This is a genomic window from Variimorphobacter sp. HTMS_6, from assembly GCF_059717775.1.
Map to the genome: position 1 here is coordinate 1,383,081 of NZ_AP046094.1, position 14,000 is coordinate 1,397,080.

Annotated in this window: 13 protein-coding genes; 12 read left to right on the forward strand and 1 reads right to left on the reverse strand. The window is 37.6% G+C overall.

Going from position 1 to position 14,000, the window contains the following annotated elements; genetic code table 11:
* Window positions 1-8 precede the first annotated feature (8 nt).
* From AC6IWN_RS06195 to nagB, 4 genes are all read left to right on the forward strand, one after another.
* Complete coding sequence (locus tag AC6IWN_RS06195; RefSeq protein WP_497991499.1) at window positions 9-857, forward strand: carbohydrate ABC transporter permease; 849 nt, start codon at window positions 9-11, stop codon at window positions 855-857.
* Between the two features lie 36 nt (window positions 858-893).
* Window positions 894-1,676: a response regulator transcription factor gene (locus AC6IWN_RS06200; RefSeq protein ID WP_497991500.1), complete on the forward strand. Its 783-nt coding sequence runs from the start codon at window positions 894-896 to the stop codon at window positions 1,674-1,676.
* 158 nt (window positions 1,677-1,834) lie between these two features.
* Window positions 1,835-2,974, forward strand: a complete 1,140-nt coding sequence (gene nagA, locus AC6IWN_RS06205) for an N-acetylglucosamine-6-phosphate deacetylase (protein WP_497991501.1) — start codon at window positions 1,835-1,837, stop codon at window positions 2,972-2,974.
* Between the two features lie 17 nt (window positions 2,975-2,991).
* Entirely contained in the window at window positions 2,992-3,741 is a 750-nt protein-coding gene (gene nagB / locus AC6IWN_RS06210) for a glucosamine-6-phosphate deaminase (RefSeq protein WP_497991502.1), read from the forward strand.
* 120 nt (window positions 3,742-3,861) lie between these two features.
* On the opposite strand, the gene AC6IWN_RS06215 is transcribed toward nagB, so the two are convergent.
* Window positions 3,862-4,191: a hypothetical protein gene (locus tag AC6IWN_RS06215; protein ID WP_497991503.1), complete on the reverse strand. Its 330-nt coding sequence runs from the start codon at window positions 4,189-4,191 to the stop codon at window positions 3,862-3,864.
* 344 nt (window positions 4,192-4,535) lie between these two features.
* Here AC6IWN_RS06215 and folD point away from each other — a divergent pair, with 344 nt between their 5' ends.
* The 8 genes from folD to AC6IWN_RS06255 all read left to right on the forward strand — a co-directional run bounded on the left by folD (window position 4,536) and on the right by AC6IWN_RS06255 (window position 13,983).
* Window positions 4,536-5,375: a bifunctional methylenetetrahydrofolate dehydrogenase/methenyltetrahydrofolate cyclohydrolase FolD gene (gene folD, locus AC6IWN_RS06220; protein WP_497991504.1), complete on the forward strand. Its 840-nt coding sequence runs from the start codon at window positions 4,536-4,538 to the stop codon at window positions 5,373-5,375.
* A gap of 50 nt (window positions 5,376-5,425) precedes the next feature.
* Entirely contained in the window at window positions 5,426-5,998 is a 573-nt protein-coding gene (locus tag AC6IWN_RS06225; RefSeq protein WP_497991505.1) for a hypothetical protein, read from the forward strand.
* 110 nt (window positions 5,999-6,108) lie between these two features.
* Entirely contained in the window at window positions 6,109-7,440 is a 1,332-nt protein-coding gene (gene rimO / locus AC6IWN_RS06230) for a 30S ribosomal protein S12 methylthiotransferase RimO (protein ID WP_497991506.1), read from the forward strand.
* 39 nt (window positions 7,441-7,479) lie between these two features.
* Window positions 7,480-8,022: a CDP-diacylglycerol--glycerol-3-phosphate 3-phosphatidyltransferase gene (gene pgsA / locus AC6IWN_RS06235; protein ID WP_497991507.1), complete on the forward strand. Its 543-nt coding sequence runs from the start codon at window positions 7,480-7,482 to the stop codon at window positions 8,020-8,022.
* Between the two features lie 521 nt (window positions 8,023-8,543).
* The gene (locus AC6IWN_RS06240; protein WP_497991508.1) at window positions 8,544-9,794 is read left to right on the forward strand and encodes a competence/damage-inducible protein A; all 1,251 of its coding nucleotides are present in this window, start codon (window positions 8,544-8,546) and stop codon (window positions 9,792-9,794) included.
* A 286-nt stretch (window positions 9,795-10,080) separates the two neighbouring features.
* Window positions 10,081-11,316 carry a BaiN/RdsA family NAD(P)/FAD-dependent oxidoreductase gene (locus AC6IWN_RS06245; RefSeq protein WP_497991509.1) on the forward strand — a complete coding sequence of 412 codons (1,236 nt, stop codon included), beginning with the start codon at window positions 10,081-10,083 and terminating at the stop codon, window positions 11,314-11,316.
* A gap of 30 nt (window positions 11,317-11,346) precedes the next feature.
* The gene (gene cmk, locus AC6IWN_RS06250; protein WP_497991510.1) at window positions 11,347-12,012 is read left to right on the forward strand and encodes a (d)CMP kinase; all 666 of its coding nucleotides are present in this window, start codon (window positions 11,347-11,349) and stop codon (window positions 12,010-12,012) included.
* 18 nt (window positions 12,013-12,030) lie between these two features.
* Window positions 12,031-13,983 (forward strand): bifunctional 4-hydroxy-3-methylbut-2-enyl diphosphate reductase/30S ribosomal protein S1, encoded by a 1,953-nt coding sequence (locus tag AC6IWN_RS06255; protein WP_497992178.1) that lies wholly within the window; start codon window positions 12,031-12,033, stop codon window positions 13,981-13,983.
* The last annotated feature ends 17 nt before the right edge of the window (window positions 13,984-14,000 follow it).

Consider the following 14,000-nt stretch of genomic DNA (forward strand, 5'->3'; position numbering starts at 1 on the left):
TTAGAATAATGGTTCAAAAAACTTATAATAAGAAAAAAATTAAAATTTCAACTTTATTTACATATATAGTTTTATCCTTGTGGGGAATCACCACGATATTTCCGTTTATATGGATTGTTATGAATTCCTTTAAGCCTTCCGATGATGTATTAAGTTCATCCTTTCGTTTACCACAGTCCTTTGATTTGGCAAATTTTGATAATGCATTTAGTAAACTTAATATTTTAGTAGCATATAAGAATAGTCTTATCATCTCGGGAACAGTTACCATAGGCGTAATGCTGTTGGCTACAATGATTGCGTTTGCAATGACTCGTTATAGTTTTAAGGGGAAGGGATTCATCAATTCCTTAATTATGGCAAGTCTAATGTTCCCGGCATTCTCTACTATTATACCAGTGTTTAGGCTTATGACTCAGACTCACTTACTTAATAATCCGATTTCTGTTATACTACCCCAGATAGCTGGTAATCTGAGCTTTGCTTCTGTAGTAATGATAGGTTTCCTACGTGGTTTACCGCTTGAATTGGAAGAAGCCGCTTATATGGAAGGGGCTGGCGTTGCCAAAGTATTTACTAAAATTATCATTCCTCTTTCCAGACCTTCCTTAGCAACAGTTGCAATCTTTTGTTTTTTATGGTCCTATAATGACTTGTTTACACAGCTTATCATGATCCGTGACCGCACCAAGTTTCCGATTTGTGCACTACTCAAGGAAATCAGTTCAAAATATGGGACGGATTATGGACTAATGGCATCATCCGTAACACTAATAGTTCTTCCGGTACTAATTATATATATCTTCCTACAAAGGAACATTATTAAAGGTTTAACAGCAGGGGCTTTAAAAGGTTAGAGCATAGAAAATTAAGGAAAGGGAGAGGGGTAACTTATGTACACAGTTGTAATAATTGATGATGAACCAATTATTGTAGAAGGTATTTCACGAATGATTACTTGGGAGAATTATGGATGTAAAATTATCGCTACAGCAAATGATGGATTAGAAGGTACAGAAATAATTCGTAAATATCAACCTCATATTATTATAACTGATATATCAATGCCAGATTTAGATGGACTATCTATGATTGCAGGAATAAAGTCGGAATTTCCGGATATCGAAGTAAGTATTCTTACAGGTTACCGTAAATTTGAATATGCGCAGAAAGCAATTAATCTTGGTGTAACAAGATTGTTACTAAAGCCTTCCAATCTTGAAGAGATTGAAGAAGCAATTCAGGTTATGGTACAAAGTCTTAAGCATAAAGGGATTCTTCCGGAAAAAGAAATAAAACTGGAACAGTCAATTGATAAGTTTGATAATGAAGCAAGTAATTTTATTGTAAATAACGCTATAAAATACATTGAACAAAATTACCCTCATAAAATTTCTCTTTCCGAAGTAGCAGAAAAAACTTATGTAAGCCAATGGCATTTAAGTAAATTATTGAATCGGAATTTAGGTCTTAATTTTTCGGAAATCTTAAATAATATAAGAATTAAAGAAGCTCAAAGATTACTTCGTGATCCATCCCTAAGAATTGGTGACATCGCTGAAAAGGTTGGATTTATTGATATGGCACATTTTTCACGTGTATTTAAAAAGAATATAGGAATTTCGGCAAATGAATATCGTAACAAAATCTCACAAAAGGACATTGAGATAATCTAGATTATAAAAGTGAGCTGGTACAGCTGCGTTTGCCATTCCAGTAGTTTTAATCAAAAGACAACATAATATAATGACTCAATCTTGGGAAATTTATGTGTTCCAAGCTTAGGATATATTTTGTGAATTAGTAATTTAAAATTTCAGAAGGAAAAAGGCGTATGATAATAAAAAATGCTTTTGTTTTTAAAGATAACAAACAATTTGAAGTCGGAGATATCTATATCAAGGAGGATAGAATTGCTGAAGATAATCATAATATTCATGAGGATTTGGTAATTGATGGTGCCGGTTTGTATGCGATTCCGGGATTGATTGATATTCATTTTCATGGATGTGACGGGTATGATTTTTGTGATGGCACTAAGGAGGCACTGGATGCCATTACACAGTTCCAACTGAGGAATGGTGTGACGACAATTTGTCCCGCCACGATGACGCTTACTGAAGAGGAATTGATTCGGATCTGTGAAAATGCACGTGACTATTCGAATGAAAAGGGAGCCACTATCTGTGGCATTAATCTAGAAGGTCCTTTTTTATCAGAAAAGAAAAAAGGAGCCCAGAACGCAGCTTATTTGCATCAACCTGATGCGGGTATGTTTCGGAGATTAAAAGAAGCCTCAGGCGACCTGGTGAAATTGATCAGTATTGCACCAGAGGTGGAAGGTGCGATGGATTTTATCTCACAAGTGAAGGGTGAAGCAGTGATATCCGTGGCACACACCACAGCTAATTATGATACCTCCTTGCAGGCTTTTGGGGTTGGAGCAAGTCATGTGACCCATCTATATAATGCGATGCCTCCTTTTCATCATAGAGATCCGGGTGTTATTGGCGCGGCATATGATTCGAAGGATTGCACGGTGGAGATGATCTGTGACGGTATCCATCTACATCCTAGTGTGGTAAGGGCAACAATTCAGTTGTTCGGAAAAGACAGGGTAGTATTTGTCAGTGATAGCATGATGGCATGTGGCTTAGCAGATGGGGCCTATTCGCTTGGTGGTCAAGAGGTGCAAGTGATTGGAAAGACAGCTAGACTTACGAGTGACGGTGCGATAGCCGGTTCCGCTACAAATCTAATGGACTGCGTCAGAACAGCAGTAAACACAATGGGCATCCCATTTGAAACAGCGATTCAGGCAGCAGCCTCAAATCCTGCCAGAGTTATCGGCATAGATAAGGATTACGGTAGTATCACTGCTGGCAAGGTGGCTAATATTGTATTATTGGATCAGGCACTTAATATTAAAGCTATTATTTTTAGAGGCAACCGAATAAAAGAAACTACGAACTAACGATGGAGGTCATAAATATGAAGATATATAAAGCTTCGGATTATCAGGAAATGAGTCGCAAAGCAGCAAATATTTTATCAGCACATGTGATTTTAAAGCCGGATAGCGTATTGGGACTGGCAACCGGTTCAACTCCGGTCGGTATTTATAGACAGCTGATTGAATGGTATCAAAAGGGTGATATCGATTTTAGTCAGGTTAGAACTGTGAATTTGGATGAATATAAGGGGTTATCTCCTGATAATGCACAAAGTTACCATTATTTTATGATGGAGAACCTGTTCAAGTATATAAATGTGAAAATGGAAAACACCTACCTTCCGGATGGTACACAAGAAGATAGAGAAGCGGAATGTGCTCGTTTTAACAATGTGATTGAAGAGCTGGGCGGCATTGATCTTCAGCTTCTAGGGTTGGGACATAACGGTCATATCGGATTTAATGAACCGAGTGAGGCATTTGATAAAGGAACCCACTGTGTTGCGCTGACTCAGAGCACTATCGAAGCAAATTCCAGATTATTCGCTCCGGGTGAAGCCGTTCCGAAGGAAGCTTATACGATGGGAATTCAGACCATTATGTTAGCGAAAAAAATCCTATTAGTAGTAAGCGGCAAGGAGAAGGCTGAAATACTTCAGAAAGCACTAACCGGTCCCGTAACGCCATCGGTTCCGGCATCCATTCTACAGATGCACCCGGATTTGACGGTGGTAGTGGATGAAGAGGGGGCTTCTTTGCTCGACGATAAACTGTTCGAAGATAACTAAATTTACATTAAAAATAGCACTATGAGAAATGAACCGACCCCCAAAAGTTAGACGTAAAATCTAACGATTGGAGGTCGGTTCATTGATAAAAACTCACATAGTGCTGTTTTATTACCTACATTACATTGGTTTTGAAATACCATTATATCCATACCCCATAAATGCAGTGATAATGCAGTACAAACCAACAATAATAAGCAGACCCCATGCCCATTTAGGGGTGTTGTTTTTACGAAATCGATCAATTTTAAATATGGAATAGTAATCAGTACAGCCATTCCAAATACCGTTAAAAATACACCATACACCTATGATTATTCTACTGACGATACCAACGTAATATGTTTCGGAAATTTTTGTAACGACTAAAATAGGAGCTACAACAAAAACAAAACAAATCATTGGAATTGTAAACCAAAGATATAATTTTTTGTGTTTTATAGAATTCATTTAAACCTCCTTAATCAACATATACTCAGTATTTTTGAGGGTAAGCCATTACCATTATTATACAACAAATATTTTATAAATCTACTATTTATAAGGGATTTATTCGTAATCAAAGCTGAGAGCAGGCGTTGTATGTCAAAAAATACCTTGTGATATTAGTGAGAATATATTAGAATATATTAGACATTAATTTTAAGAAACATATTATTGGCTAATATATTAGAATATATTAGACATTAATTTTAAGAAACATATTATTGGCTAATGAAAAGTTGGTTAAGCCGTTACTTTGATCCATCTAGAGTAGGCATAACTATGAATATATGTTAGGATGGGAGATTAACATGGCATTGATTATTGATGGGAAGAAAATATCCGCTGAAATTAAAGATGAGTTAAAAGAAAAGGTTAGTGAACTAAAAGTAAATGGAACCGAGATTACACTAGCCGTAATCCAGGTTGGAAATGATCCGGCTTCCTCTGTTTATGTGGGAAATAAGAAAAAAGCATGTGAGTACATTGGAATTCATTCGCTGTCATATGAGCTACTGGAAGAAACTACACAGGAGGAGTTGCTTGCACTTGTTCAAAAGTTAAATCAGGATAAAGCGGTAAACGGAATCCTGGTTCAGTTACCGCTACCTAAACATATAGATGAGGACTTGGTAATTAAGACAATCGATCCTGCTAAGGATGTGGATGGTTTTCATCCTCAGAGTGTGGGTGCGTTAAGCATTGGGCAGAAAGGATTTGTATCCTGTACTCCTGCAGGCGTTATTCAATTATTAAAAAGATCGGATATCTCATTAGAAGGCAAAGAATGTGTTGTAATCGGAAGAAGCAATATTGTTGGTAAACCGATGGCTCTTCTGATGCTTCGTGAGAATGCAACAGTAACCATTTGTCACTCTAGAACAAAAGATCTTAAGGAAGTTACAAAGAGAGCAGACATTCTGATCGTAGCACTTGGGAAACCTCGTTTTGTAACGAAGGACTTTGTGAAAGAAGGCGCAGTTGTAATTGATGTCGGAATTCATAGAGATGAGAATAACAAGCTTTGCGGCGATGTAGATTACGCAGATGTAATAGATCAAGTATCAGCAATTACTCCGGTTCCAGGCGGAGTGGGACCGATGACAATAGCCATGCTAATGAATAACTGCGTAGAATCCGCACTGGCTTAGCGTTTGATGCGCTATAAGCGCCTAATATATGGGGAGAGAGGTCGCATTTCATGTGTTCTGAGCAACAAATCATATATCGTGATAAACCTTATCATATTTTAAATACAGAGCAGGAGTTTATCGTGCATCCGTCTGTATTCGGTATGTTACCGTTAAATAAAGCTGCTCTTTTAGAACCCTTTAATTATCAGCTTCATATTGAGGATTATAAGCTGTTTTTGGATAAGCTTGAATTATTAAATGTTGAACAGCTTTCAGCATGTAGCTACGAGGAGGAAAAGAACTCGGTGGGCACGTTGGTACCATTTGACGGAGCAATCCTAATCGGAGCCGGTTTAACAAAAGAATATTATATGAAAGAAAAATTGGCATGCTTTTCCTATCAAAAGGTTTATGAATTAGTTTTTGATAAAGGTAGGCTGATTACAACGGTGGATCAAAGTAAAGCAATGCAAAAAATCCGCAAAAATATCGATGCAGGTCTTAGAGAACTAGATAATAAGCGTGACATTCGATGTATTAAACGGTTTTTGAATTCCTCCTTAGTTGGAGATTATAAGTCGTTTTTCTTTTGTGGAAATCGACTGAAACATATTAAGAATATGCAGGAGAATTATCAATAAATCGAACGAAATGTATCATTTGTGTAGAAAACGGTTTATTTTTTAGAAGAAAGCTGTTACAATGTGTGATGCAACATAGTTACGAATATTGAAAGGCACGTGCATAAAGAATGAATATTTATTTTATATCCCTTGGTTGTGACAAAAACCTGGTAGACAGTGAAAATATGCTTGGTATCCTTCATGAGAATGGGTACAAGATTACGAATACGGAACAGGATGCAGATATTATTATTGTAAATACCTGTTGTTTTATTAATGATGCAAAGCAAGAGAGCATCAATACCATCCTAGAGATGGCTGAATATAAGAAATCAAAAAGTGCGAAAGTACTAATCGTTGCCGGTTGTTTGGCAGAACGTTATAAGGAAGAAATCTTGTCCGAGATTCCGGAAGTAGATGCACTTCTTGGAACAACAAGTTTTAGTGATATCTTAAAAGCAATTGAAAATAGTTTGAATGGCACCAAGCATGTAGAGTTTGAAGACTTGGACAAGCTACCAAAAAGTAATAGTAAAAGAATGCTTACCTCAGGAGCGTTTTCTACGTATTTAAAGATTGCAGAAGGATGCGACAAGCATTGTACTTATTGTATTATTCCTCAGGTCAGGGGTAATTACCGCAGTGTAGCGATGGAGGAGTTAATAACAGAGGCACAATACCTTGCTGAGCAGGGTGTGAAGGAGCTAATCTTAGTTGCACAGGAAACTACTCTTTATGGAGTTGATTTGTATGGAGAGAAATCCCTACCGAAGCTTTTGAAGAAGCTATGTGCAATTGAAGGGATTGAGTGGATTCGTATCCTGTATTGTTATCCGGAGGAGATAACGGATGAATTGATCGAGGTGATGAAGGAAGAACCAAAGATTTGCCGTTATTTGGACCTGCCGATTCAACATGCATCCGATCGTATCTTGAAATTAATGGGAAGAAGAACCTCACGTCAAGATTTGATTGATATTATTACAAAGCTTCGTAAGAATTTGCCTGATATTGCACTTCGTACCACATTAATAACCGGTTTTCCTACCGAAAGTGAAGAGGAGCATGAGGAGTTACTTGATTTTGTGAAGCAGATACAATTTGACCGACTTGGCGTATTCACATATTCCAAGGAAGATAACACTCCTGCTGCACAGTTAAAGCCTCAGATCTTATCAAAGGTGAAGAAGCAAAGACAAAAAGATATTATGAAACTTCAACAAAGTATTATTTTTGAAAAAACATCAAATCTTGCAGGGAATGTATATCAGGCGCTGGTGGAAGGCAAAATCGCGGAAGAAGAAAACGTATATATTGCCAGAACCTATATGGATGCACCTCAGGTTGACGGATTTATATTCATTCGCTCGGAGAGAGAATTAATATCCGGTGAAATGGTTAAGACATATGTGACCGGAGCGAAGGGCTATGATTTAATCGGAGAATTAATTATCGAATAAAAAACTTTTGCCGGATCTAAAGGCAGAATGGAGTATAATATGAATTTGCCAAATAAAATAACAATATTCAGAGTGATCATGATTCCTTTCTTTTTAATATTTTTATTGATGCCGGATATTCCCTATAATCGACTGCTTGCAGCCGGGGTGTTTTTGGTTGCCGCACTTTCTGATTTAGCGGATGGTTATATTGCCAGAAAGTATCATCTTATCACAAACTTCGGTAAATTTATGGATCCGTTAGCCGATAAGCTATTGGTCAGCAGTGCGCTGATTTGTTTTGTAGAATTAAAGCAAATCCCTGCATGGATTGTAATTATCATTATATCCAGGGAATTTATCATCAGCGGCTTCCGACTAATCGCTTCGGATAAAGGTATAGTGATTGCTGCTGGATGGTGGGGCAAAGTAAAGACCAATGTACAGATGATCATGAGTGTAATGCTGATCGTCAACCTTAATTATAATTGGATGAATATACTCGAGCAAATCGCAATCTATCTGTCCGTTATCTTGACCGTAGTATCTTTGATTGATTATATGGTGAAGAATAAAAACGTTCTGAGTGAGAAAACAATATAATAGTTTTATAAATAGAACACGATTTCATTGCAGTATATTTTACAAAGTAATGAAATGGTGTTCTTTCCATTGTGTATTATGCGGTTAGTTTGGATTTCATTAAATGCACAGATAAAGGTATTGATTAGAATTGCAATACATATTTCCTAAGTAACACGCTCTCGCTTGGATGAAGTACGTAGTGGTACTTAAGGTTGCAAACTACGCACCCTATGTACCAACGACTTCATACAGTTACTTATGATTATATGTTTTGCAATTCTTAGGGTATAAGTATGTATGTGCATATTGATGAAATCCAAACTAATATTTAATTTATCGAAATATATTTTAGAATTATATTAAGGAAAAGTTGGAAACGTTGATAAGGGTTAATGAAACCCGTGCAATACTTAACGTTAAGCAATTGAATAAGAATTATAGGAAGGGCAGCTTGGAAAAGTTGAGAAAGGTTTTTGAAACTCTATGTAATATTTAGCATAAAACGATTAAAGATTTCTTATAAAGAGAGGATGGAAACTATGACGGTTGAATTAATTAGTGTAGGAACTGAATTGTTGCTTGGTAATATTGTTAATACCAATGCAAATTATTTATCTAAAAAATGTGCAGAGCTGGGATATTCGTTATATTACCAGGTTACAGTCGGAGATAATGAGGGGAGATTGGTGGATGCATTACAATCCGCTTTATCCCGTTCAGATGTAGTGATATTAACAGGCGGACTGGGACCTACGCAGGATGATATGACGAAGGAAACAGTCGCTAAAGTGTTGGGTAAAGAGTTAATTATGGATGAACATTCCAAGGAGAGAATTGCTTCCTTCTTTAAATTCCGATATAGCGGGACTGCAGTTCCACCGGTTATCACCGAGAATAACTGGAAACAGGCATTAAAAATTGAAGGTTGTATGGTTCTGGATAATGATAACGGAACCGCACCGGCTTATATTGTAGAGGATAATGGCAAGATGGTAATTCTGCTCCCGGGTCCTCCGTCAGAGATGATACCTCTATTTGATAAAAAGATCTATCCGTATCTTAGAAATAAAGAAAGTAAAATATTCTTATCTAAAATGGTTAAGATATGCGGAGTTGGTGAAAGCAGAGCAGAAACAGATATACTGGATTTGATCGAAGGCCAAACCAATCCGACGGTAGCACCTTATGCAAAGGATGCTGAGGTTCACTTTAGGGTGACAGCCGGAGCAAATAGTGAAGAAGAGGGTGAATCACTCTTAAAACCGGTTGTAGAAGAATTGTACCGCCGCTTTGGAGATAATATCTACTCGACCGATGAGGAGGAAACACTGGAGGAAGTAGTTGTAAAGCAGTTGGCTAGGAAGAATTTTACACTTACTACTGCAGAATCCTGTACCGGCGGGCTGGTAACCGGACGATTAGTGAACGTAGCCGGGGTATCGGAAGTATTAAAGGAAGGCTTTATTACTTATTCAAATGAAGCGAAGATGAAATACCTTGGAGTAAATGAAGATACATTAAAAACATATGGTGCTGTGAGCAGTCAAACCGCACAGGAGATGGCAATCGGTGCGGCAAAGAATACCGGAGCGGATGCAGCACTTGCAATCACAGGTATTGCAGGGCCTGACGGTGGTACACCGGATAAGCCGGTCGGACTGGTTTTTGTAGGATGTTATGTATCCGGCAAGGTGACGGTGAAGGAACTTCATCTAACAGGGAACCGACAAAGGGTTCGTAATCAAAGTATCGTCTATGCACTTGATTTATTACGCAGATGTTTAATTTAAATTATTTTTAAATTATTTTTTAAAACATCGTAATAATTATTATAGCAAGCGGATAAGAGATAAATATCTGCAAAATTTATGTTGTTTCATGAAGATAGACGGATACAATGAACTATTTATTGAAAAAATAATAATGAAATAATGATAGGATTAGGTAATTGCAATACAGGATTTTGTGTTCGACAATTACCTAATATTATGCTATCTTTAATATTAAAATAGATTGAGTAACAATGAAGAAAATATATTAAGATATTACAAAGATAATGGGAAGGCATAATGATAAATGAGTAAAGTTTTTGTTGTTGGCGGCGGAGCAGCTGGAATGCTTGCTGCAATTGTAGCTGCGAGAAACGGCCATAAGGTTGTTTTGCTTGAAAAAAATGAGAAGCTGGGTAAGAAATTATTCATCACTGGTAAAGGGAGATGTAATATTACCAATGCTTGCGATAAAGAAGAGTTTTTTGATCAAATAGTAACGAATCCAAAGTTTTTATTTGGAGCGTATCATACGTTTAGTAATTATGATGCAATGGATTTCTTTGAACAAATCGGTCTGCCGATTAAAACGGAACGTGGAAACAGAGTATTTCCCACATCCGATAAATCCTCGGACGTAATCGCTGTGTTAAAAAGGGAATTGGAGCATCAATCAGTTACAATCCGTTATCATAGCGAAGTTACTGAGATTCTAATTAAGGACAATGCGTTTGATGGATTAAAAGTAAGAAACTCAAAGGAAGAGTTTACGGGAGATGCAGTGATTGTCGCTACCGGAGGACTCTCGTATCCGGTCACCGGCTCTACCGGTGATGGTTATGACTTTGCTAAGAAAATGGGACATACCGTTACAAAATTACATCCCTCCCTTGTTCCACTTCATACCAAGGAAACATTTGTGAAAGAACTGATGGGATTATCGCTGCGTAATATCGAGATAAGGGTGACTGCAGGTGATAAGCAAGTATACCGTGATTTTGGGGAGCTGTTATTCACACATTTTGGTGTGAGCGGTCCGGTGATTCTAAGTGCGAGTAGTTATCTGATTCCTTATTTGGATAAGAATACACAGGTAAAATTAATGATAGATTTGAAACCGGCGCTCAGCGAAGAGCAGTTGGATACACGAATATTAAGGGATTTTGATGAAATTAAAAATAAACAATTTAAGAATTCCCTTGACCACCTATTGCCAAATAAATTAATAGATGTTATCATTCGACTAAGCTTGATTGATCCGGAAAAGAAAGTTAACTCGATTACCAAAGAGGAAAGACTGCGACTGGTACACCTGCTTAAGAACTTTACGCTTAATATCACTAAGCTAAGTGATTACAATCAGGCAGTCGTGACAAAGGGTGGAATCAGTGTAAAAGAGATTAATCCATCCACTATGGAATCGAAACGGATGAAAAATGTGTATTTTGTGGGAGAAGTGCTTGATCTGGATGCATTGACAGGCGGATTTAATTTACAAATCGCCTGGTCGACGGCATATCTTGCAGGACTATCCATTTTATGATACAAAAATAGTAACTCGGAGGTAATTGCCATGAGGATTTTTAATCTTGCAATTGACGGACCGGCCGGAGCCGGTAAAAGCACCATAGCCAAACGAATTGCAAAGCAACTAGGTTTTATTTATGTGGATACGGGAGCAATGTACCGTGCCATGGCGCTCTATTTTATCAGAAATCAAATCCAGCCAACACAGACGGATAAGATTGAAGCTGCCTGTAAGGATGTGAATGTTTCCATTAAATACAAGGAAGGCGAACAGCTGGTTGTGTTAAATGGAGAAAATGTGAATGCATTAATTCGTACGGAGGAAGTCGGGAATATGGCAAGTGCGACATCAGTCAATAAGGCAGTACGTTTGAAGCTGGTGGAACTGCAACAGGAACTTGCGAAAAGAGAGAGCGTTGTGATGGATGGAAGGGATATAGGAACCTATGTACTTCCGAATGCGGATTTAAAAATCTATTTGACAGCAAGCTCTGGTGAACGTGCGAAAAGAAGATGGCTTGAACTGAAAGAAAAAGGAGTACAAGCTGATATCGGAGATATCGAAAAAGACATCATTGAACGAGATAATCGTGATATGACAAGAGAATTTGCACCGCTAAAGCAAGCAGAAGACGCTGTATATCTGGATACATCGGATATGTCAGTCGATGAGGTTGTTTCAACCATCGTTGATCTATGTAAAACAAAATAATCAAGAACAGGAAGTTGAATCATTTTGAAGATAACAACCGCAAAAAGCGCAGGCTTTTGTTTTGGAGTGAAAAGAGCAGTTGATCTGGTTTATAAGGAAGTGGAGAACGGTGTAGATGTATATACCTTCGGACCGATTATTCATAACGAAGAAGTAGTCTCTGATTTAACCAAAAAGGGAGTGCGAGTGATTGAACATCCGGAAGAATTAAAAGCATTACCAAAGGGTACAATAATTATACGTTCTCATGGTATATCAGCAAAAACTCAGGAAGAGCTTTCATCCTACGGACATAAAATAATTGATGCAACCTGCCCTTACGTTAAGAAGATTCATCGATCCGTAAGAGATAAGGATGCAGAAGGTCAACATATCATTATTATCGGAAATCGAGCACACCCAGAGGTGGAAGGAATTGTTGGTTGGTGTGGCAATTCTTCGGATTGTACGGTAATTGAAAATGAAGAGGAAGCTTCCTCTTTTGATATTCCGAAGGAACAGAAGGTATGTATCGTCGCACAGACGACATTTAATTACAAGAAATTTCAAGATTTAGTTGAAATTATATCAAAAAAGGGTTATGATATACTTGTTTTAAACACAATTTGCAATGCCACGGAAGAAAGGCAAGCAGAGGCTTATCAACTGGCGAAGCAGTCAGATGCGATGATAGTGATAGGCTCAAAACATAGCTCGAATACGAGAAAGCTATATGAAATATGCAAAAATGAATGTGAAAATACTTACTATATACAGAAACTCGTAGACCTGGATTTAAGTTTGTTTAAATCTTCTCGGAATGTAGGTATTACAGCAGGGGCTTCTACCCCAAACAATATTATCAAGGAGGTTCATACCGTAATGTCAGAAAAGAGTTTTGAACAATTATTGGAAGAAGAAAAGGTAGTACAAATAAGCAACGGTGACGTTGTAGAAGGAATTGTCTTAAGCGTTAAAGAAGATGAAATCATCTTAAATATAGGCTACAAGTCAGAGGGTTATATTACAAGAAATGAGTATACCAATACTCCTAACCTTGATTTAACAACTGTAGTTTCTGTTGGTGAAACGATGCAGGCTAAGGTTCTTAAGGCAAACGATGGGGAAGGACAAGTTTCCTTAACCTACAAGAGACTTGCTGCAGAAAAGGGTAATAAGAGATTAGAAGAAGCATTTGAAAGTCATGAAGTGCTTACTGCTAAGGTTGCAGCTGTATTAAATGGTGGATTAAGTGTAGTTGTAGATGAAGCAAGAGTATTCATTCCTGCAAGCTTAATCTCTGATGCATACGAAAAAGATCTTACAAAGTACAATGGTGAGACTATCGATTTCGTTATTACAGAATTCAACCCTAAGAAGAGAAGAATTATCGGAGATCGTAAGCAGTTAATCGTTGCGAAGAAGAATGAGTTAAAGAAAGAGTTATTTGAGAAGATTCAGATCGGTGCAACGGTAGAAGGTACTGTTAAAAATATCACTGATTTCGGTGCTTTCATTGATCTTGGCGGCGCTGACGGTCTTCTTCATATCTCAGAGATGTCTTGGGGCAGAGTTGAGAATCCTAAGAAGATCTTCAAAGTTGGCGATAGCATTAAGGCTTTCGTTAAAGATATCCAGGGCGAGAAGATTGCTCTTAGCTTAAAATTTGAAGGTGCAAATCCTTGGATTAATGCAGAGACAAATTATGCGGTTGGTAATGTAGTAACTGGTACAGTTGCTCGTATGACTGATTTTGGTGCATTTGTTGAATTAGAAGCAGGTATTGATGCACTTTTACATGTATCTCAGATTTCTAGAGATCACGTTGAAAAACCGGCTGATGCATTAAAGATCGGACAGGAAGTAACTGCTAAGGTTGTAGAATTCAATAAGGAAGATAAGAAGATTAGCTTAAGCGTGAAAGCTCTTGAAGCTCCTGAAAGAGAAGCAGATGGCGTTGAAGCAGGTGAGTCTGAGGAAGTAACTGAATAAAATCCAATCTATCATAT